17 protein-coding genes are annotated in these 22,873 nt (G+C 40.3%); 12 read left to right on the forward strand and 5 right to left on the reverse strand.

All coding sequences use genetic code 11. From position 1 onward, the window contains the following. The first annotated feature begins 85 nt into the window (after positions 1-85). Both Q0R88_RS06150 and Q0R88_RS06155 read left to right on the forward strand, forming a co-directional pair. The gene (locus tag Q0R88_RS06150) at positions 86-448 is read left to right on the forward strand and encodes a hypothetical protein (RefSeq protein ID WP_295713742.1); all 363 of its coding nucleotides are present in this window, start codon (positions 86-88) and stop codon (positions 446-448) included. Then, a complete protein-coding gene (locus Q0R88_RS06155; protein WP_295713745.1) occupies positions 445-756 on the forward strand; it encodes a hypothetical protein in 312 nt (103 codons plus the stop codon). Before Q0R88_RS06150 ends, Q0R88_RS06155 begins: the two co-directional genes overlap by 4 nt. On the opposite strand, the gene Q0R88_RS06160 is transcribed toward Q0R88_RS06155, so the two are convergent. The 4 genes from Q0R88_RS06160 to Q0R88_RS06175 form a co-directional block, all read right to left on the reverse strand. Next, positions 748-900, reverse strand: coding sequence for a hypothetical protein (locus Q0R88_RS06160; RefSeq protein ID WP_295713747.1), 153 nt, complete (start codon positions 898-900; stop codon positions 748-750). The two genes, Q0R88_RS06155 and Q0R88_RS06160, sit on opposite strands and share 9 nt — an antisense overlap. A gap of 51 nt (positions 901-951) precedes the next feature. Further along, positions 952-1,956 (reverse strand): IS1595 family transposase, encoded by a 1,005-nt coding sequence (locus Q0R88_RS06165; RefSeq protein WP_295713755.1) that lies wholly within the window; start codon positions 1,954-1,956, stop codon positions 952-954. Positions 1,957-2,244: 288 nt separating this feature from the next. Then, positions 2,245-2,718, reverse strand: coding sequence for an RDD family protein (locus Q0R88_RS06170; RefSeq protein WP_295713757.1), 474 nt, complete (start codon positions 2,716-2,718; stop codon positions 2,245-2,247). Between the two features lie 63 nt (positions 2,719-2,781). Then, positions 2,782-3,408, reverse strand: coding sequence for a DUF4159 domain-containing protein (locus tag Q0R88_RS06175; RefSeq protein ID WP_295713760.1), 627 nt, complete (start codon positions 3,406-3,408; stop codon positions 2,782-2,784). Positions 3,409-3,571: 163 nt separating this feature from the next. Between Q0R88_RS06175 and Q0R88_RS06180 the strand changes: the two genes are divergently transcribed. The 7 genes from Q0R88_RS06180 to Q0R88_RS06210 all read left to right on the forward strand — a co-directional run bounded on the left by Q0R88_RS06180 (position 3,572) and on the right by Q0R88_RS06210 (position 14,237). Continuing rightward, entirely contained in the window at positions 3,572-4,567 is a 996-nt protein-coding gene (locus Q0R88_RS06180) for a MoxR family ATPase (RefSeq protein ID WP_295713762.1), read from the forward strand. Positions 4,568-4,873: 306 nt separating this feature from the next. Continuing rightward, positions 4,874-5,749: a DUF58 domain-containing protein gene (locus Q0R88_RS06185; protein ID WP_295713765.1), complete on the forward strand. Its 876-nt coding sequence runs from the start codon at positions 4,874-4,876 to the stop codon at positions 5,747-5,749. 45 nt (positions 5,750-5,794) lie between these two features. Beyond that, positions 5,795-7,315, forward strand: coding sequence for a BatA domain-containing protein (locus tag Q0R88_RS06190; RefSeq protein ID WP_295713768.1), 1,521 nt, complete (start codon positions 5,795-5,797; stop codon positions 7,313-7,315). Next, positions 7,308-9,434: a DUF4175 family protein gene (locus Q0R88_RS06195; RefSeq protein ID WP_295713770.1), complete on the forward strand. Its 2,127-nt coding sequence runs from the start codon at positions 7,308-7,310 to the stop codon at positions 9,432-9,434. The genes Q0R88_RS06190 and Q0R88_RS06195 overlap by 8 nt, the downstream gene beginning before the upstream one ends. 6 nt (positions 9,435-9,440) lie before the next feature. Then, complete coding sequence (locus Q0R88_RS06200) at positions 9,441-11,231, forward strand: hypothetical protein (protein ID WP_295713773.1); 1,791 nt, start codon at positions 9,441-9,443, stop codon at positions 11,229-11,231. Positions 11,232-11,260: 29 nt separating this feature from the next. Next, positions 11,261-12,898 (forward strand): TldD/PmbA family protein, encoded by a 1,638-nt coding sequence (locus tag Q0R88_RS06205; RefSeq protein ID WP_295713776.1) that lies wholly within the window; start codon positions 11,261-11,263, stop codon positions 12,896-12,898. Positions 12,899-12,905: 7 nt separating this feature from the next. Continuing rightward, entirely contained in the window at positions 12,906-14,237 is a 1,332-nt protein-coding gene (locus Q0R88_RS06210; protein WP_295713779.1) for a TldD/PmbA family protein, read from the forward strand. Between the two features lie 71 nt (positions 14,238-14,308). Here Q0R88_RS06210 and Q0R88_RS06215 read toward each other — a convergent pair whose 3' ends face one another. Continuing rightward, positions 14,309-15,178: an alpha/beta hydrolase gene (locus Q0R88_RS06215; RefSeq protein WP_295713782.1), complete on the reverse strand. Its 870-nt coding sequence runs from the start codon at positions 15,176-15,178 to the stop codon at positions 14,309-14,311. Between the two features lie 187 nt (positions 15,179-15,365). Here Q0R88_RS06215 and Q0R88_RS06220 point away from each other — a divergent pair, with 187 nt between their 5' ends. The 3 genes from Q0R88_RS06220 to Q0R88_RS06230 all read left to right on the forward strand — a co-directional run bounded on the left by Q0R88_RS06220 (position 15,366) and on the right by Q0R88_RS06230 (position 22,857). After that, entirely contained in the window at positions 15,366-16,229 is an 864-nt protein-coding gene (locus Q0R88_RS06220; protein WP_295713785.1) for a LysR family transcriptional regulator, read from the forward strand. Positions 16,230-16,369: 140 nt separating this feature from the next. Further along, positions 16,370-17,233, forward strand: coding sequence for a glycoside hydrolase family 16 protein (locus Q0R88_RS06225; RefSeq protein ID WP_295713788.1), 864 nt, complete (start codon positions 16,370-16,372; stop codon positions 17,231-17,233). Between the two features lie 290 nt (positions 17,234-17,523). Next, positions 17,524-22,857, forward strand: coding sequence for a PKD-like domain-containing protein (locus tag Q0R88_RS06230; RefSeq protein WP_295713791.1), 5,334 nt, complete (start codon positions 17,524-17,526; stop codon positions 22,855-22,857). The last annotated feature ends 16 nt before the right edge of the window (positions 22,858-22,873 follow it).

Genomic DNA, 22,873 nt, shown 5'->3' on the forward strand with positions numbered 1-22,873 from the left:
TCTTTATGCGTGGAGGGCGTCGTAACCCTGAGTAGCTAAAGAGATTTGCAGTTGCGCCATATTTTTTTAACTCAAATTACGACAAATGAAAACCTTATCAATGATGACCGTTTTGGCTATTTTATTGATGGGTGCGTGTAAAAAATCATCAACAAGCAACCATCAACAAAAAATAGTCGTGGTTACGACTATTCCAAAATCAACAACATTTCAAGTCAAAGTTACAGACAAAGCAACGGGTGAACAGTTGTTAAGCGTTACTGGTGCAACCTCTGATGGTACATATTCTGTTACGAATGAAAGTAATACTGATTTAAGTGTACAGTATAGGTTTATAACCCAAGGTCAGTCCATCGGGCAAGGCACCCTTGATATTACCTGTAATGGACAATCTTTATTACACGCAAATGGCGGTTATAGTGATAATTACACTATAAAGGTTCCATGAGTTTAATAAAAGAAACATTCGAATCTTACTCTACCGATTTCTTAATTGATGTGCTTATCAAGTACCGGGGCAACTATGAAAAAGATGTTGTTCCGGTAGTAAAGGAGATATTAATAGAACGAGGTTTACATCCGGTTTTGATAGACATCACAGATGCGCAATTTAAACGAAATAAAAATCCTTTATACAGGCTAAATCAATGGTGGAGATCTCAAGATATGGATCAGAGATACCAATTTATATTAGCTGCAATAGTTGTTGTTTTAAGCGTGGCTGGAACTATACTTGAAAAGCACCACTTATTGTAGTTTGCGATTCAATGGAACGGGAGTGGTAGGCTTTTTAAGCATCCTGTCAATAGCGTGGTCGAAGTTTTTATCTCCGCTGGTTTGTTTTTTTTGTTGTGGGGTGCTCAAAGGCTCCTGAACAACTGTTTTCTTATCTGTACTCATGATGTTAAACGTTGTTGATTCAAAGGTACAGATAGCATTACACATTGTCAACTAAGCGGCAATTAAATCTTTGTATTTTAAACGTATGGCCATATTACTAATGGCGTGGTCTATTTGCTGCTGAGCGGCCAAATGCCTGTAATTATATCTGAAACTAAACTCTTGTACATATCTGTCTTGGTGCTTCCTGCTTACCCAATGGTGGGTGGCCTGTATGGTTAGCTTTAAGTGCTTCCACCCGCACTCCATAGCATTGGAGGTATAGCCGGAATCATTAACATATTGCTTGCGGCCATGATCTACTACCTCATGTTGGTAGCTATCACTAAGACCATTGTAGGCCATCCATTCATCTGAAACTATAATACTACCAATAACAACATTGGAGCGAACTAATGGCTGTATGCTTACTGTTTTGGTATCCTTGATTGTCCAACATTTCACATACGCATGCTTATCGATAATTTTTTCATTGACTATTTTACCGGGGATAACTTTATGTTCACGTTCAACAAAGTGTCGCTCTTCTGTTTGGAGCAATCCTAACACCGGAGTTTTATCAATGAACGCCCGGCCCTGGTTATGTTCAACTTTCTTATCCCAATGCCTATTCTTATTTTTGCCACCTACAAACGTTTCGTCCGAGGCAATAGTTCCCTCAAGCTGCACATCAATCTCGTTGCCAAATACAGCACGTAATCGCTGGAGTATAAACCACGCTGTTTTTTGTGTAACCGTGATATCCTTGGATAGCTGAATACTGCTAATGCCTTTCTTATGCAATGTTAGGTATATCGCTACAAACCATTTGATAGTAGGTATTTTACTTGCTTCCATCATGGTGCCTGTTTTAGCCGTGTAGATACGACGACAACACTTGCACTTATAACGAATGCCATCTTTGAATACATCAGCAGTGGTGCCATTACAGCCCTCGTGTGGGCATATCATCACGCCATCAGACCAACGGCGGGACGCTAAATATTCATGGCAAGATCTTTCAGTAGGGAATCTTAGTACAACATCAATGATGCTTTTAAACTCGGTAGAAAACATGGTAGTAGGTGGTGGACGGTATAATATAAAGATAGATAATATTTCGCTGTTTTCAGCTCATCAGTCAGCACTCACATGCTGATACATTATCAAACAGGTAATACAATACCGGGCGCATCAAGCAAGCCGTTCTTTCGTATATCTGTTGTTCGATCCCGCTATTTGCGTTCACCCTGGTACTGCTCGCAGGTGCATCAATCAATTATCGTGATTAAGATAAGCGCTGTTCGCTTATTTCGTCCTCGCAGGACTCGTCAGTTAATCTAACAGTGATTTGGTTGGTTTAACCTAATGGGTTACGTTTGTATATAATTGCCTTAATTTACATAGCGCCTTGCCAATGCTTCCCTGAATTTTTGTTGATTCAAACGCACTATGGTAAAGCATAAACATTATTACACCTATCAACCTGGTTACCCAAATCTCGTTTTCATTATCTGAATTGATGTATATGGATGTAAGGCTCTCTAATACGCCAACTAAACCGCCTATTATGGCAGCCAGTAAAATCAATATTACGTAATCAATGATGTATGCCAGTAAGCGCCAGCCAAAATTAGCTACATTGCGTTTATCAGGTAAAAATATCCCTAATGATTTGAAATATTCTTCAAATTCGGGCATATCAATTGCGCTCTGCCAATCATCTGCCAAAGGCGAAAGTATAAGTTGATAGGCCTCAATTTCCATATCCATTATTTCGATATGGGTATAGGGACCTTCTTTTTCACCCTGCTTTAATAAGTAGTATTCATTGATCATTAATCCGCCTGGTTAGGTTTTGGGAAATTAATGAAAATACAAATTAAAGGCAAGCTATAGGTATTAATAATTTAAGGCGTACATAATAATATTTACGCCGAACTTGGTATTATCTTCGACCAGGAAACGTTTATTCCTGAAATCGTAATCCCATTCACAGCCATAATCTTTACTGCTGTACAACACTGCAATACGACCATTAATTTCTATTGCTTTCAGGTAATCATGAACCAGGTCGTCGCCCCAGCCATTTAATTCAAAACTGGTGGTTGGCGGTCCTTTATCAAAGGAGAAAAAGGAATGATATATTTTATGGTTATTGGGAATCTTTTTAAGTGCCGTGGGGCCAAACAGCGATCCCATTTGCGCCTCGAATGATTTAGCAAACAACCCATCTATATCATGGTTGCAATCATCTACAAAAATAAAACCACCGTTCTCGGCATATTTTTTAAAATTGGCCCGTTCCCGGGTGTCAAATTGTACCAGTTTATGCCCGCTCAAATAGCAAAATGGATATTGAAATATATCATTGCTGCTTAAAGGGATTACCTTTTCCTGCTGTTCGATGGGTACGGTAGTATATTCCAGCAAAGAGTTAAGCAGGTTTGATGGCATGCGCTGATCGGTATCCCAATCGCCCGAATGGTAACTTAACCTGGTAAACGTAAATTTTCCGCTGAATGCCATCTTGTTTAAAAAGCTTAAAAGTAGTACAATATTTTATGCTGAAATCACTTTTGTTTGCTTAGCTTGTAAAGTTTTAGATACTTTATTTGATTTTTAATAAAAAATAATGGTAATTACTTAAAAGGGTAATATATTGTGACGGTACTTTAAATACGTATTGAATTTGGAACTGACCGAAATTAAGATAAAAGCTCTGCTTGCCAAGTTACCGCAGTTAAAAAGCGAAATACAAAAGGTAATTGTAGGGCAGGATGCCATATTGGACGAACTGCTCGTAGCATTTTTAGCCGGAGGGCATTGTTTATTAGAGGGTGTACCTGGCCTGGCCAAAACACTCATTGTAAAAACCATGTCGCAGGCGCTGCACTTAGCGTTTAGGCGCATTCAGTTTACGCCCGATCTGATGCCAACCGATATCATCGGTACAGAAATATTGGAGGAAGATCACGCTACCGGCAAACGTTTCTTTAAATTTAACAAAGGCCCTTTATTTGCTAATATTATATTGGCAGATGAGATAAACCGTACTCCGCCAAAAACACAGGCTGCTTTGCTGGAAGCAATGCAGGAGTTTGAAGTAACGTATGGCGGGCAAACTTATCCGCTGGATAAGCCTTTTTTTATTCTTGCAACCCAAAACCCTATTGAACAGGCCGGTACTTATCCCTTACCAGAAGCCCAGTTAGATCGTTTTTTATTGCTGATAAAAATTGGGTACCCAACCGAGCAGGAGGAATTTGAAGTATTGAACAGAACAACGGGTACAAAAAAAGCAGATGTTAAAGCAGTTATCACCGCCGAAGAAATTATACAGGCACAGGCCCTGGTTAGGCAGGTAACGATAAGCGAAGATCTTGTAAAATATGTAAGCCAGATGATCCGTGCCACACGCCCAGATACTACAAGCGTAAACTATATAAAAGAATGGGTTCGTTGGGGAGCAGGCCCACGGGCGGGGCAGGCGCTGATATTAACCGCAAAGGCGCGTGCATTATTAAAAGGAAGATACGCGGTTTTAATGGAAGATATTCATGCTATGGCACCGGCTGTTTTAAGGCACCGGATATTGATGAACTTTAAGGCCGAAGCAGAGGATATAACATCAGATAAAGTAACTGCGGAGTTGATAAGGGCGATAATCAGGCCGAAGGCGCTTTAAGATGCGTTATTGCGAATTTTAAAGGTTTGTCATCCTGAGGAACGAAGGATCTATTCGCACACTGTACAGGGCGAAGAAGTATGGCGAATAACATTTTAAAAGCTTTGTCATCCTGAGGAACGAAGGATCTATTCGGAGACTGTACAGGGCGAAGCATCATGGCGAATAGCAGATCATTCACTACGTTCAGGATGACAAAAGCTTTTTTAACACGTTCTGGATAAGGGCGACGCAATGACCTAAGCTTGATAATAATTAGTAAGACAAAATAAATCCAAAATCGAACATCCCAAATCCGAAATCAAAATGCTTGATCCGAAAGTATTAATGACCATTAAGGATTTGCCATTACTGGCGAAAACGGTTATTGATGGCTTTATGAATGGGTTTAATAAAAGTAAAGTTAAAGGCCCCGGTCTGGAATTTAGCCAATATCGCAGTTACCAGCCTGGCGATGACCTGCGCTGGCTTGATTGGCGGATGTTTGCCCGGAGTGACAGGTATTACATCCGGGAATCAGAAATAGAAACCAGTATTTCTGTAAGATTCCTGGTAGATGCAAGTGCGTCCATGAATCATGATGACAACGGGATTAAGAAGATAGATTATGCGCGTTTCCTTGTTGCATCATTAGCATGGTTATCAAATTTGCAGGGGGATTCTGTTGGCTTATACGTTTTTCGGGATGGCAGTTTATTTTCTTTGGCTTCCAAACCCGATCCGCAACACTTGCAACGTCTGTTATATCACTTGCAGGAGGTGAAGCCGGCAGGTACCTTTACGCAACCTGTACATTATAAAGAGTTGTTCGCGGGCGATGGCCGCAAAGAGTTACTGGTTTTTGTTACCGATATGTACCAGGCAGGGGATGAGATCAGTAGATTATTGGATTCATTATCGGCGCTGAAACACGAAGTTGTAGTTTTTCACCTGATGGGGAAAAATGAGCTCGACTTTGATTTTAAAAGTTATTCAACACTGGAAGACCTTGAGACCGGGCAAACCGTAGAAGTAAACGCAGAGCAAGCTGCCCAATACAAAGAAAAGTTAAGTGCCCATTTAGAAAATATCAGGATGCAATTGTTAGGAAAGCATATTTATTACCGGATGATAAGCACAGCGCAACCCTTAGATGAAGCCCTGCGTGATTTTTTGGTTCAAAGGAATAAAAGCAAATTTTAAACCGTAAAACGGCTTTCAAACCCATCGCTACAAAATATTATACAAATGCAGTTTTTAAATCCCATATGGTTGTTTGGTATTGCCGCGATAAGCATCCCGGTAATTGTTCACCTGTGGAATATAAAACCCGGTAAAACTTTAAAAGTTGGAAGCATAGCACTTATAACCGCTGCTGCCCAAAAAAGCAGCCGCAGTTTTAAGCTGAATGATATTCCTCTGTTCCTGGTTCGATGTCTCTTGTTATCGATACTTGCTTTGCTGTTAGCGGCACCCATTTGGCGGCAATATCTTTCATCAGGCAAAACAAAAGGCTGGATACTTATTCCCAAAGAGAACATAAATGAAAGTTATGGTAAGTATAAAATATCTATTGATTCGTTAATCAAAGCTGGCTATGAGTTTCGTTATTTAAATAAAGGTTTTGAAAAAGTTAATTTAAATAAGATTCTCATTGATAAAGTTTTAAGAGATACATTTAAAGTAACAAACTACTGGAATTTAGTAGCTCACTTAAATAATCAACTGCCTGCCACTGTTCCTGTATATTTGTTTACGCCAAATCAGGTAAGATATTTTAACGGTAATAAACCATCTGTATCGCTCAACCTGCATTGGCAAACCTACACTCCGGCAGATTCATTAAGCACCTGGATTGAAAGCGTGTGGTTTACCAATGATAATGCAATTAAAGTTGTTAAAGGTAGCAGTAAGCCTTCGGGAACTTATTTTACAAATTACATGATTAAATCAGCGGGGGACCCCAACTCGCCTTTTATGGTGAATGTAAAAAAAGGTGATCCACTTATAAGTTTAAAAAACAGCACGCAGCTTCCTGTTGCTATTGATACCTCCGTTTTAAGGATAGCAATTTATAGCGATAAGTATGATGCTGATGTTGCTTACTTAAAATCGGCCCTGTTAGCAATAAGCAGTTTCACGCAGCGTAAAATTGTTATTAAACAATTTAATGACCCGGGAAAATTACCAATAGGGAATGACTGGCTTTTTTGGTTGTCAGAAAAGGCCATTGATAAGAGCAGTCTACAGAAAACTGCCCGCATATTAAGTTATGAGCCGGGCAAAGTAAGCAATACTGCATCCTGGATAAAAACAAATGATCCTATTGCATTGGCCGGCCAAAACGGAAAGCCTGCATTATATAAGCTGATAAAAAATGATGCTTTAAACAGGCAACCCATTTGGGTTGATGGATATGGCAACCCGGTTTTAAGTATGAATAAAAATGGGAGCGTAATGGCGTATCACTTTTATTCCCGCTTTAATCCTGCATGGAATGACATGGTTTGGGATGATAATTTTGCAAAGTTATTGATGAGGTTAGTTGTATATAACTCTGATTATAAAATATTTAATATAAACGATCGTAGGGTTTTAGATCGTCGGCAATTACTGCCAAATATTATTTGGTCTACCCAAAATTCCAGTTCAGAGAAGAAAAAGATACAAACAGATCTATCGCATTATTTCTGGCTAACATTAATCTTGTTATTTTTAATTGAAAGATGGATGGCCCACAAAAACAAACTACTACCAGTAAATGGATAAGCGCACAGGCCTATATAAAATTGGTGCAATTCGCAAATGGTACATCGGCAGTCAGTTAATTGCTGATGTACTTTTTGCTGTTGCTTTTTCTGTCATCGTAAGCGCTCTGGTAACTGATGTATTTCGAGCTTCCGAACTTTGGGTATTGCTTTTATTTGTTTTAAGCATGTTGATTCTGTTATTCGTGCGGAAATCGTGGATGGTAAAAGATGGAGTTATTTCTAACTTTCTTGATCAGCATTACCCGGAACTGGAAGAAAGCAGTAGCCTGGTCTTAAAATCGGGCGATGAGCTAAACCTGCTCGAAAGATTACAACTGGCAAAAGTGGAAGGTTATTTGCAGCAAATACCGCAATCACATCCTTCATTTTTAAAGCGAATTAAACTGGCGTTACTTTTACTAATCGTTGCTTTAGGTATAAATTGGCTGGCAAGAAAGCACCATTCATTGGTTTCCATTGCTAATCACCTTGCCATATCTTCAGAAAAGTCCAAAGTTCCTGAAATTATATTGCCCGAAATCTCGGCCGTGAATGTAACTGTCAATCCACCGGCTTATACAGGTAAAACCAAACGTGAGCAGGATAAATTCACCTTAAATGTAGAAGATGGTGCAACCGTAACCTGGAAAATAACTACCAATGTTGCTGTAAAGCAGGTTTTGCTACTATTCAATGATAAAGAAATAATTACTTTAAAAAGCTTAAGCACTGGAAAAATCCAATGGCAAGCCCAAAAGCAAATCACCAAACCAGGGTTTTACCAGGTAAATGTGGATGGTAAACTTTCTGATCTGTACCAGGTGCAGGTAATAACAGATCAGCCGCCGGTAATTCATATTAAATCGCCAAAACAATACACCTACATAGATGCCGGAGAGGCCAGGAAGATAAGTATTGATGCCGCTATCAACGATGATTATGGTGTAGGCAATGCCCTTATTTTTGCCACTGTAGCTAAAGGCAGCGGTGAAGCGGTTAAGTTTAAAGAATATAAGCTTGATTTTTCTACGTCGTTCAGTGGTCATCAATCGCAGTATAATCTGCAAAAATTGGTCAACCTTCAAACATTGGATATGGAACCCGGCGATGAGCTTTATTTTTATATTCAGGCAACTGATACCCGTCAGCAGCAAAGCAGAACGGATGTTTATACGGTATCTATACAGGATACAGCGCAACTATTAAGTATGGATGGCATGCTGAGTGGGGTAAATCAAAAACCTGAGTTTTTCAGGAGTGAGCGGCAGATCATCCTCGATACAGAAAAGCTATTAAAAGACAAGGACAGTGTTAGCACACAGAAATTCAATAACAGGAGCAATGATCTTGGGGTTGACCAAAAATTACTTCGCCTGCGCTATGGTAAGTTTTTGGGAGAGGAATCTGAATCGGATATCAATCCGGCTGACGAAAAGAACGATCCTGTTGGCGATATCAATAACTACGGAAACGCGGCTGTAATATTGGATAAATACACCGATAAGCACGATAATGCAGAGGACGCCCAGTTTTTTGATCCTGAATTGAAAAAACAGTTGAAAGCAACCCTAACCGAAATGTGGAAAGCTGAGTTACAATTGAGGCTGTACAAACCACAGGAAGCTTTGCCATTTGAATATAAAGCATTGCGCCTGCTAAAAGACCTTCAGCAAAAATCAAGAATGTATGTGGCCAAAACTTCCTACAATCCCCCGCCATTGAAATTGGAGAAACGCTTGAGCGGCGATTTGTCGAAAATTACTGAACCAGCATATAAACAGGATATTAAACCGGGAACAGATCAATTTGAAAATTTGAAAAAAGCAGTGGCAATATTGGAGCAGCTAAAAGTTAAACCACAATTAAATGAATTAGATGAACATGTGTTGGCGCTTGCAAACCAACAAATTAGCTTAAAGGCGTCGGCTCAACCGGGCATTTATTTATCGGCATTAAGTGCCATGCGCAGGATATTATCAAAGCAGGCGAATGTTAAATTGTATGATATAGCATTAGTTGAAAGGGCAATTCAAAAAACCTTATCGCCACCTCAAAAAACGCCTGCATCCACTCAAAATTCTATAGATATGGGCTTATCGCAGGAATATTATAAAAACCTTAACCGTTTAAACCGATAGCTGCAAATGAACTGGAACACTGGCGTTATCATTACTTGCATTTTACTGGCGTTTTTTGTGGTATGGAAGGAATATGCACGCGGTAATAAAGCGCGTTTATTGCAGCGTATTATCGCGGTTGTTGCAGTAGTTGTTGCAATTGCCTGTATTGCCTTACCGATAACTTATCACGCTGATATTGCCAAACAGGATAATAGCGAAGCTGTGTTGTTAACAGAGGGATTAAACACGGATAGCTTGAACCTATATAGTGCAGAAAAGCTATTTACCCTAAACAAGGATATAAAAAACACTATCCATAAAGCGGTATTGTTAAATAATGTAGATGATTTAGTAAATGATTTTAAAATAAGCCGGTTACGAATTTTAGGCAATGGTTTATACGCGGAAGATCTGCAGCAATTAAACCATTTACCTGTTATATTCAATTTAAATCAGGTGCCGGTTTATGATGGAATTACCACCATTAGCTGGAATGAAAAACTAAAGATTGGTGAAGAATTAAACATCCAGGGGAGCTTTAGAAATTCATCTGCAAAAAAAATAAAACTTATACTGAAGGGATTAAGTACTGGTTTGGACTCAATTAGCATAGGAACAGATACGTTGAGCTCATTTAACCTGAGTACTATACCTAAAAGCGCTGGAAATAACATATATCGTTTACTGGCTATTGCAGGAACGGATACTATTGAAAGGGAAACTATTCCCGTACAAATAGAGCCGGTAAAACCTTTAAAAGTATTGATATTAACCGCATCGCCCGATTTTGAAATTAGGTTTCTAAAGAATTGGTTATCTGAAAAAGGCTATTCCATTGCTGTTCGCTCCGCCATTAGCAAAGATAAATTCAACAAAGAGTTTATTAACATGCAGCAGTTTTCACTTGATCATCTTTCTGCTTCGTTGCTTGGCCATTTTGATGTTTTAATTGGAGATTTAGCGGTGCTAAAAACGCTTAATGGGGCAGATGCCGCTGTATTACAGCAGGCGGTAACCCAAAAAGGTTTAGGTGTAGTTATTAGGGCCGATAGTACTCAACGTTCAAACTCATGGCTGCAACGCGATTTTCCTTCTGATAGGTTGGCGGGAAAAGATCCGTTACCTGTATCGCTTATATCGCAAGGTAAAACAGTAAAGTTTGCCAAATTAAACGCGGGCATGGTGTACATTAGCAGTCAAAATAATACCCAATCATTGGTAAGCGATGAGCATGGGCGTATTTTAGCTGCCAGTATATTAGCAGGTGCCGGAAAGTTAGTATTTACGCCTTTAAATAATACCTTTAGCTGGGTGCTGAATGGCAATAAAAACGACTATGCCAACTTATGGTCGTTATTGATCACTAAGGCTGCACGGGCTACACCGGTGGCCGAGCATTGGAGTATATTATCGGCCATACCATCGTTGTCAAATCCGGTTCAGCTACAATTGGAAACCGCTACAAATCCTTCATCAATAAAAATTGGCGAGGCTGACATAGCCCCGTTACAAAATAGCCTCATGCCTTTTGAATGGCGTGTTAGTTATAGGCCGCAGGTGTCCGGATGGCAGTCAGTAAAACAAGCTAACGGACTTTTAAACTGGTTTTATATATACAAAGATGACGACTGGAAAATTATCCGCACATTGAGGAGGCTGGCAGATACGAAAGCCTACATTACTAAAAATGCAATTAGTTTAAATGTAACGAAACAGATACACGAAAAAATCACGATTGCTGTAAGTAAAATATATTTTTATGTTTTGCTTTTGATAGCCTTTGTGTATTTGTGGGTCGAGGCTAAATTTTTGTAGCTATTAAATACTAAAAGGAGGAATATACTTTGAGAAGACGTGACTTTATTTATTTAACAGGCATGGGGGCCGGAGCAATGATGTTGCCCGGCATGAACGCGCTTGGTAAAACGATTGATCCTTTGCAGGCGCTGGAAGGCGTTGATGTAAAAATCAAAAAAGAACTTGCCGATGTGGCTTTAAACACAGCTAAATCAAACGGTGCATCATATGCCGATGTGCGCATTGGCCGCTATCTTAACCAGTTTGTGGTTACCCGCGAAAACAAGGTGCTCAATGTAGCCAATACCGAATCATACGGGATAGGTATCCGTGTTATCGCCAATGGATGTTGGGGTTTTGCGGCAACCAATGATGTAACCAAAGAGGGTATGGCCAAAACCGCTTTAAAAGCTGTGGCGGTAGCTAAGGCTAACGCTAAAATTGGCGGCGCACCAGTACAGCTTGCCCCTCAAAAAGGTTATGGCGAGGTTAACTGGAAAACACCTTTAACAAAAAACGCGTTTGAAGTGCCTATTAAAGAAAAGGTAGATTTATTGTTAAACGCAAATGGAGTAGCTATGGCAGGTGGGGCCAACTTTGTAAATTCCATCATGTTTGCGGTTAACGAGCAAAAGTATTTTGCTTCAACAGATGGTTCTTATATCGATCAGGATGTTCACCGGCTTTATCCAAGTTTTACGGTAACTAAAATAGATCCTACAGCGGGATCATTTGAAACCCGCCGATCATTAAGCTCGCCTGTTGGAATGGGCTATGAGTATCTTGATCCCTTGGAAAGCGAAAAAGTTTTGGGTGTAACTACCCGCTACAAAAAGCGCTACGACATGATTGAGGATATGAAGTTTGCGACCAAACAGGCCGGCGAAAAGTTAAAAGCAAAGTCTGTTGAGCCCGGTAAATACGACCTGGTTCTTGATCCATCACATTTGTGGTTAACTATTCACGAATCCGTTGGTCACCCAACCGAGCTTGACCGCGTTTTGGGCTACGAGGCTAATTTTGCCGGTACCAGTTTCCTTACGTTGGATAAATGGAAATCTGGCAAGTTTAACTTTGGCAGTAAGGCGGTAAATATTGTGGGCGATAAAACCCAGGTAGGCTCATTAGGTGCGGTAGGTTATGATGATGAAGGAGTAAAATGTAAAAAATGGGATATCATTAAAGATGGTGTTTTGGTTAATTACCAGGCTATCCGTGACCAGGCGCATATCATTGGTTTAAACGAATCGCAGGGATGTTGCTACTCGCAAAGTTGGCAGGACGTACAATTTCAGCGTATGCCAAATGTTTCCCTGCAGCCGGGGAAAACGCCTTTAAGTGTTGATGAAATGATCAAAAATGTAGAAAAAGGTGTTTACATTATTGGCGATGGTTCTTTCTCGATAGATCAGCAGCGCTATAATTTCCAGTTTGGTGGTCAGCTTTTTTATGAGATCAAAGAAGGGAAAATAGCGGGTATGCTTAATGATGTAGCTTACCAGGCCAATACGCAGGAGTTTTGGAATTCATGCACACAGGTTTGCGATGAACGCGATTATCGTTTAGGCGGTGCTTTTAATGATGGTAAAGGGCAGCCTGCACAATCAAGCGCGGTATCACATGGCGCATCAACAGCGCTGTTTAAGGGAGTTAATGTAATTAATACTAAAAGAAAGATCGGATAATTGAATTATGCCAATATTAAATAAAGAAGAAGCACATGCTTTATTAAAGAAAGTGCTTGCCTATTCAAAAGCCGAAGAATGCGAAGTAACCCTTAACGGAAGCGAAGGCGGCAACATCAGGTACGCATTAAACGCTGTATCTACAGCAGGTGATATTAGTACTATCGGATTAGCAGTAACCTCTGTTTTTGGAAAGAAAGCAGGCACAACCACCATTGATGAGTTTGATGATGCCGCCCTGGAAAGGGTAGTGCGCCGTTCAGAAGAACTTGCGCAGTTAGCCCCGGCCAACCCGGAATACATGCCGATGTTGGGTCCTCATGATTTCCCCGATTCTATTACATACAATGCAAATACCGCAGGCATGACGCCTGATAGCCGCGCAGAATTGGTGGCCAAAAGCTTATCAGTTACCAAAGAAGCTAAGCTAACTGCCGCTGGTTTCCTTGAAAATTCAACAAGCTTTAATGCGATGATGAATTCAAAAGGATTATTTGCCTACAATAAAGGTAACGATGTTACTTTTTCTGTAACTACACGTAATGAGGCTGGTACAGCTTCGGGCTATGCTGCAAAAGGCTTCACTGATGTAAAAAAGCTGGATACTTTTACTGCTACCAAGGTGGCCGCTGGTAAATGCCAGAGCTCATCAGGTGCAAAAGCTATTGAACCAGGAAAATATACAGTAATACTGGAACCTGTTGCGGCTACTTACATGCTGGAGAACATGTTCCGTTTTGACGCACGTAGTGCGGAAGAAGGACGCAGTTTTTTAAGTAAGAAGGGTGGAGGTACCCGTTTGGGTGAACAACTGCTAGACTCTAAAGTGAACATTTATTCGGACCCATTTAATCCCGAACTACCGTCATCAACATGGAGCGGTGACGGACTGCCGCGTGAAAAGACAATGTGGATAGACAAAGGCGTGGTGAAAAATTTGAGTTATTCGCGGTACTGGGCCGATAAAAAAGGTGTAAAACCAATGCCCGGTCCTGGTAATATCATTATGGATGGCGGCGATGCCAGTATTGAGGATTTGATTAAAAGCACCGAAAGAGGGATATTGGTTTCCCGCCTTTGGTACATCCGAATGGTTGATCCGCAATCATTACTCTTAACAGGACTTACCCGTGATGGTACATTCTATATCGAGAATGGCAAGATCAAGTTCCCGGTAAAAAACTTCCGCTTTAATGAAAGCCCGGTTATCATGCTTAATAACCTTGAAGCTTTGGGTAAACAAGAGCGTAGCATCAGTGTGGAAAGTTACAGGAGTTACCTGATACCACCTATGAAGATCAGAGACTTTACATTCAGCTCGCTATCTGACGCGGTTTAGTTGATAGTAAACTAAAAAGGGGGATGTATCATTAGATAATATCCCCCTTTTTTATACTCCCTTTATTCAGTTTACTTTGGCAGCTCCGCTAAGAAGTTTAAAATATCATTGCCAATTTCGGCAACATTGGTTTCAAGTGCGAAATGACCAGTATTGTAAAACTTAACTGTAGCATTTGGATCATCGCGCTTATAAGCTTCTGCACCCGCTGGCAGGAAAAATGGATCCTTATTTCCCCAAACAGCCAGCAACTTTGGTTTATATTCCCTGAAATATGATTGGAATTTTGGATACAAAGCAACGTTAGTGCGATAGTTCAGTAACAGGTCTAATTGAATATCGATATTTCCCGGCCGATCTAAAAAATGCTGATCTAAGGTATAAGATTCTGGAGCTATTAATGATGGGTCAGCTACCCCTTCATGATATTGATACCACGTTGCTTCTTTTGATACAAATTCTTTAAGTGCATCCCTGTTTTCCTGTGTTGGATTTTGCCAATACTTTTGTATCGGGTTCCATCCGGTGCTTAAACCCTCTTCATATGCATTACCGTTTTGAGATATAATGCCGGTAATTTTTTCGGGATTTGCCAATGCCAGCCTATAACCGGTTGGGGCACCGTAATCAAATACATAAATAGCAAAGCGCTTAAGTCCTAATTCATCAATAAATGATTGCATGGTGTTAGCCAGATTATCAAAAGTGTATTCAAACTGATCATGAGCTGGTGCATCAGAATAACCAAAGCCCGGCAAATCCGGAGCTATAACATGGTATTGCTTGCTTAAAATGGGAATCAGGTTCCTGAACATGTGCGATGATGTAGGATACCCATGTAGTAAAAGTATGGTTGGGGCTTCTTTGGGTCCGGCTTCTCTATAAAAAATGTTCAAGCCTTTCACTTTAATGTTGCGGTAATAAACTGAATTGGTTTCCATGGTTTGTTTTTTTGAGTTTTTAGTTTGGGCCGAGAGCTGGCTATTAAGTGAACTTATACTTAAAGTCAACATTATTAACGACATGTGAATTGTTTTCATGTATTTTATTTGCTTCATCAAAACTAATACTGATATTTGATTATTGAAAACGATTAATAAAGATATTATTGATCATAATTAGTGATTTATGAATACACACGACCTGAAAATATTTGAGGCTGTTGCTTTTAATGGGAGCTTTACAAAAGCTGCAGAAGCCATGTTTACCGTTCAATCAAATGTTACTGCCCGTATTAAAAATCTTGAGGAAGAATTTGGAGCAGATCTTTTTACACGTTCTTCCCGTAAGGTTACACTCACAAGCGCCGGTGAAACCTTAATGCATTACTGCAAGCAGATCAGCCACCTGGTTGATGAAGCCAAAAAGGATATCATGAAAGCCAACCAAATTACCGGGCAGCTTAAAATTGGTTGCATTGAAACTACTATGGCCCTTAAGGTGCCCGATATTTTAAACAAGTTTTCAAATGCTTATCCCGATGTGGAAATGGAGTTTAAATCAGAAATGCGCCACGGCCTCATCAGCGATGTGATTAATTATAAGCTTGATGCAGCCTTTGTATCAGGCCCTATCAACTCGCCGGAACTGGAGCAGATCCACATTAAGGAAGAACAACTGGTTATCCTTGCATCCGCCCGGCGATTTAAACTTGAAGAGATTCTGGCAAATCATCCGCTTAAAATAATTGTGTTTGATCAGGGCTGCATTTTTAGAGCCCGGCTCGAATCATGGCTTAGCGCAAAGGGGATTATTAATTATAAAAGTATCGTGGTAAATTCCCTTGAAGGTATCATCAACTTTGTTGAAGCGGATCTCGGCATCAGCATTTTACCAACCGAGCTTATTGACCAATATTACGCCGGCAGAAAATTAACTACGTTTGCCATAAATAAGGAACTTGGAACCATGACAACTGTATTAGCGTTCAGGAAAAATATACCTCAATCAAGGGCGTTAAAAGCGTTCATTGAAATGTATTGTACCAACTAATTAAGGCTTATTATTTTATGAGTTGGATGAAATTTGTGATATATTGATCTCATTAAAAAAACAAATAAAAACAACTGAATACCTACTGTTATCTTTAATCGCAATTATATATGAATTATCAAAAATGCAAGTATTGTTTCATGCTTTTCCTTTGTCTCACTTTTGCACTATCGCGGGTGTGTTTGGCTCAAAAAAAATCGAAAACTATAAAAACAGGGAATGGAGTTATCTTTTTTGACGATTTCACTGGCAATAAACTTGATCGTAACAAATGGAATGTTGAGGTAACCGGGATGCATGTTAACAATGAGTTACAGGCATATGTAGATACCGCTTCTACCATATTTATAGTGAGCGGAGCCGCAGCGGAAGGTGCTAAAAACGGAGCTTTAGTGTTGCGTCCACAATCGGTGCCTGGTTTTAAAACTAAGGATGGACAGAATTTCGATTTTATATCGGGCAGGATAAATACGCGCAATAAATTTGATTTTATGTACGGCACGGCTGAAGCAAGAATTAAGTTGACAGATGGTTCGGGACTTTGGCCTGCGTGGTGGATACTGGGCAATGGTATGTGGCCCCAAACCGGCGAAATAGATATAATGGAATATGTAGGTGAGAAGGATTGGGTTAGCGCGGCCGTACACGGGCCGGGATATAGTGGTGAAACACCTTTTGTAAACAGGCAATATTTTGATATTAAAAATGATGTTACGCATTGGCATGTTTATGCTGTTGATTGGACACCCGATAACCTTGATTTTAAATATGATGGAAAGTTGATGTTCAGAGTAAACCGGCATATGGCTGAACATTATGGTAAATGGGCCTTTGACAATAAAAAATATCTTATCTTAAATTACGCCTTAGGTGGTGCTTACCCGGCAAAAATAAACGGTGTAACTGAACCTTATAACGGAATGCCCGCTTCTACAGTCAACCTTATTAAAGCAAATAAGGCAAAAATGTTAGTTGATTGGATTAAGGTCACTAAAAACCATTAATAAGCTTTGCTTAATAATTAATTGATTAAAAAACCGGTTAAAAATAGCCGGTTTTTTTTTTATCAATTAATTATTGAAATAATATGGCTGAATGTCAATTAATTAAAGCAAAATTAATGAATATCAACAAACCAAAATCGTATTTTTACGTAGAAGGGGTACCTGATTATTTTACAACGATGTTTAAGACAACGTGTCAATGGTTGTAAAATTATATACTCTTTTTTTTGAGTAAAGTACACCTTGACCTGATATCAAAAAAGCTAAAAACTAAAAAGATACTAAGGTTAATGAAGAGCCGCTTACTTATATTTATTTTTTATTTGTTATCAATTCCGCTGCGAGGTTATAGTCAGTCATGTACGTTAAATGTAAGTATTTCATCTTCTGAGCCGGCAATTTGTGCTGGCAATACCCTTGCATTAACTGCTGTACCTACTGGAGGATCTGGTTCGTATAACTATGCCTGGAGCACAGGTGAAACAATTAATCCTATACATGTTAATAAAGCAGGTAAGTATACAATAACAATTACTGATAAAGTTTCGGGATGTGTTGCTCATAACGATATCACCATTAATGTAACACCAACACCAAGCGCGCCAGGTGTTAAAGGCGGCGGTATCGTTTGCCAGGGAAATAGTGCGCATCTTGAAGTAACTACGCCCGCAGATTCCTATCAATGGTATACCCAGCCTACGGGCGGCAACTCGTTTCATAGCGGTCCAACTTATGATACAGATCCTATTAGAGGGGGTACAGTATTTTATGTGGAAGCAACAGTTGGAGGGTGTACAAGTTTAAGAACTTCAGTTGTCATCAATGTTGCAAGCAGACCTGTAACTCAGAATGCTCAGGCATGCTATGGAACTCCTGTTACATTATCTGTAAGCGGAGGTGATAATTTTAGGTGGTACACTTCAATTAGTTCAACAAATGCAATAAATACAGGGCCAACGTTATCAATTGCCGCATTAACAAATACGGTGACTTATTATGTGGAGGCGGATGTAAACGGCTGTGTTAGTCAGCGTACGGCAGTTACCGCTACGGTAACTGCCGCACCAACGGTACCTACGATTACAGGTAATAATCTTGCAATATGTGCCGGATCTGTAATTACTTTACATGCTACTACACCTGCTGGTGTTGTTGAATGGTATAATACTCCGTCTGGAGGAACACCATTGATATCAAGCCCGGATTATACAACACAGCCGCTTACCGCTAATACAACTTTTTATGTACAAACTTCTTTAAATAACTGTGAAAGTTCCAGGGTTCCGGTTACGGTAACTGTAAACCCCATGCCGGCAGCGCCGGCACAACAAACTGTGAATGCATGTTATAATAGCAGTGCACACCTCAATGTGGGTGCAACAACCGTTATCTATCAATGGTATGCGGATGCAGGTGGGAAGCATTTTTTGAAACAGGGAAACACTTATGATACACCTGTATTAACTCATGATGTTACTTATTATGTAATGACAATTAATGCCGGATGCAGCAGTGCCCTGAGTCCAGTAAATGTTATTGTATCACCCCCGGTTTTGGCTCCATCTGTATTGACCCCGCCAATTACCTGTTATGGATCATCCGCAGAACTAACAGTTACGTCCCCTGGTGGTATTTACCAATGGTTTAAAACTGCTACAGATAATAATGCATTGCCAACTACCGAAAATGGCAAGTTTACTACACCGCCATTAACTAATACAACTACTTATTATGTTCAAACAACGATTGGAGGATGTACAAGTCCCAGAACGGTTGTTGAAATTCCTGTTTTTGGACAAATACCTACACCTTTAACGCATGATGCAACTACTTGCGCCGGTAATTCAGCAACACTAACAGCAACAGGCGCAAATGGAGACTACATGTGGTATGATGCAGGTGGAAATCTGGTGAATGCCGGTAGCATATTTAACACACCGGCGCTAACAGCCAATACCAGTTATTATGTACAAGTTACTGTAAATGGTTGCACAAGCCAACGGGCTATTGCTAATGTAATTGTTAGCCCTTTGCCAAACGAGCCAATTGTGGGTTCCGATGTCACAATTTGTCCGGGTAATAAAGCAAATCTTTCAGCAAGTGTTCCTGCAGGACAAACCATTAAATGGTATGATGTACCAACAGGCGGCTCTTCAATTTACACAGGAAACGCATATACAACCCCCTTATTATATAATAATACAACATATTATGTTGAAAATGTATCGGGTACATGTAGCAGCACGCGCAAAGCTATAAATGTAATTATGGACGTTACCAGCACAAGGTTTCAATATCCCTCAGGCACCGTAGCAACCACAGGAGCAAACCCCACACCTTCCATTCTTAATCCTACGACGGATGATGTTTTTAGTGCTGCGCCTGCTGGTATAGTTTTTTTAAATAATAGTACCGGTCAAATTAATATTAGTGCAAGTGCACCAGGCACCTATAGTGTTACACTTACCAGTAGTGGTGCCTGCTCGGGTGCCTACACCAGTAGTATTACTATTTCTGATATGCCCAAGACAGATTTTACATATAATACTCCGATTTGCAGAGATGGTGTAAATCCTTTGCCAAGCTTTCTGCCGGGCGCAAGTGCAGGTGTTTTTACTGCTACTCCGGTCGGCTTGGTTTTTGCAAATAAAAACACAGGCGAAATAGATCTTGCAAATAGTAAATCCGGAACCTATTCGATAACAAGCACCATACCACCAAGTGGTAATTTTGCCGGGGTATTTTCATCATCACCTATAACTATTGATGAACCAGTTAGAGTAAGTGCGGGGGCCAATAGGAATGTTCCGATAAATACCCCGGTTACATTAGAGGGAATTATAAGCGGGGCTACCGGAACATGGTCAGGTGGAGCAGGTAGTTTCTCCGATGTGAATGATCCACATGCCGTATATACTCCGGCATTAGGAGAGAGCAATGTGCAGTTGACCTTTTTATCAAATAACCCGCCAGGTCCTTGCCAGCGCAAATCCGCTTTAGTAACTATTGTATTTAATAATATGCCCCCGGCGCCAACCGTGAAGCCAGCCGGGATTTGCGCAGGAACTAGCACCATTTTAAAAGCAACTGCACCTGGTGGCACATATAACTGGTATAAGGATGCTACAGGTGGGAGTAGTCTTCGTTCAGATCCTAATTTCCAAACCCCGGTGCTTACGGCAACCACTACTTATTATGTAGAAACAACATTTAATGGATTAACCAGCCCACGAACTCCTGTAACTGTAACAGTTTATGATATACCACCAACGCCTGTTTTAGCATCAGATATTGTTACTATTTGCAGCGGCGGTACAGCGCAAATTATTGCCAGTGGTTCGCCCGGTACATACCAGTGGTTTAATGAAACCGGACAGCCAGTAGCTGTTGGTAATACTTTACAAACCACACCACTAACCACTACTACGTTTTACACAGTACAGAGTGTGATTGGGCAGTGTGTAAGTGCTATGAAAAAGGTAGTTGTACAGGTTAATCAAGTACCCAATATAACCAGTTCATTATTTGATTTTGTTTGCAGCAGCAATCCATTAAACTATATTATTACCGCAGATCTTCCATCAGCCACGTTCCAATGGGAGCGTTCAGCGGTGCCAGGTATCAGTAATCCTGCGGTATCCGCTCAAACATCCAATGCTATTACGGAAACATTAATTAACACCACACCTAATTTAATAAATGTAACTTATGCGATAACCCCCATTAATGGCGATTGTATAGGAACTCCTGTGAATTATGTGGTAACTGTTTATCCAACACCAACTGTTACCAGTTCGGCACAAGATGATGTTTGTTATGGTACTACTGATAATTATGTCATAAAATTCAATACTCCTACAACAAGATTTAGCTGGAGCAGGGCTGCGATACCTGGGATAAGTAATGTGGCAGTGTCTGGCCAGGCAGCAGAAACCATACGGGAGGTTTTATTTAATACAACTAACGCCCCACTGGATGCTACCTATATTATTAATTATAAAACAAACGATTGCGACGGAATACCATTTAACCGGGTGGTAACTGTTTACCCGCAGATTAATATAACAAGTAATGCGTTATCGTCAAGCTGCAGTAATACTCCTCAGGGGTATACTATAACATCAAATGTGCCAACGGCAACATTTGAATGGCAGCGAAAGGCTGTAGCAGGCATAAGCAACCCAGCAGCTACTAATACTGGGCCTTTGATAGATGAAGCTTTAACTAACACAACCAACACAGCTATTAGGGTTACTTATATTATAACACCAACTGCTTATGGGTGCACTGGGTTACCTTTTACGCACACTGTAATTATAAATCCAAAGCCGGATGTTCCTATTGCCAACAGCAATTCTCCTATTTGTGTGGGAAGTACAATACAATTAAATACTCCTCCAATAAACGGGGCTTCCTATATGTGGACAGGGCCGAACGGATTTTCATCAACATCTCAAAATCCCAATATTCCCGCGTCAGAGGCAACTGCAGGAACGTATAATCTATTTGTTACGGTAGGCGGTTGTACAAGCGATGGCAGCCCTGTTACTGTACAGGTAAACCAGCCACCGGTAGCAAAGGCTGATGGGCCTCGTCTTGTTTGTACTGCAGTAACATCCATTGCACTTACCGGCTCGGTAACAGGCGGTACAACAACTGGTGTATGGACATCCAGCAATCCTAAGGGCAAGTTTTTGCCATTCGCTACCCAGGTTGATAATGTGCAATATATACCAACACAAGAAGAAAAAGCAGCAGGTTCGGTTATTATAACCTTATCATCAACAAGTAAAGATGATTGTACAATAAGCTCCTCCAGCCTGGTTATCACTTATGGACAGGAACCTGGTGCCGATGCAGGCCCTCCTAATATAGATGTTTGTTCGCAGGATACCCGTATACCTTTGGCTGGTAAAATACTTGTACCTGGCGCAAGCGGCTTCTGGACAACATCCTCAGGCGATGGTAAATTTGAATCGGGAAATCAACCTAACGCTGTTTATTTGCCAGGTGACAATGATAAAAAAAATGGATCTGTTGTATTAACATTCAACGTTAACAATTCTGGTCAATGTTTTACACCATCTGATTTTGTAAAAATAACGTTTTTTGGTCCGCCGGCATTAACTACAGAACATGTACGGTATGTTTTAAAGGATAAAACTATTACACTACATCCAAATGTAAATGTAAGTGATGAAACAGTTACCTATTTATGGAGTCCTAATATTAATATCAGTGATGTTAATGTTAAAAATCCGGTTATAACGGGGGATATAGATCGCACCTATACACTTGTGGTAACAGATGCTTTGGGATGTACAACCGCTGATACTACACATATCATAGTATCACCGCAATTATTTGTGAACAATGCTTTTTCTCCTAACGGAGATGGGAAAAACGATACCTGGGAGATAGCTGGCCTGATAGCTTTTGAAAATTCAACTGTTGATGTATATAACCGATACGGCACTCAACTATTTCATTCAAAGGGCTATGGCGTCCCGTGGGATGGAAAATCTAATGGGCAACCTGTACCGGTCGGTGTATATTACTTTATTGTAGATACCAAAGTAAACGGCGGCCAAAAATTTACAGGGTATGTAACTATTTTGAGGTAAGCCAGAAAGAAAGCGG

This window comes from Mucilaginibacter sp. (assembly GCF_025362475.1).
In the GTDB taxonomy this organism is placed as follows: Bacteria; Bacteroidota; Bacteroidia; order Sphingobacteriales; family Sphingobacteriaceae; genus Mucilaginibacter.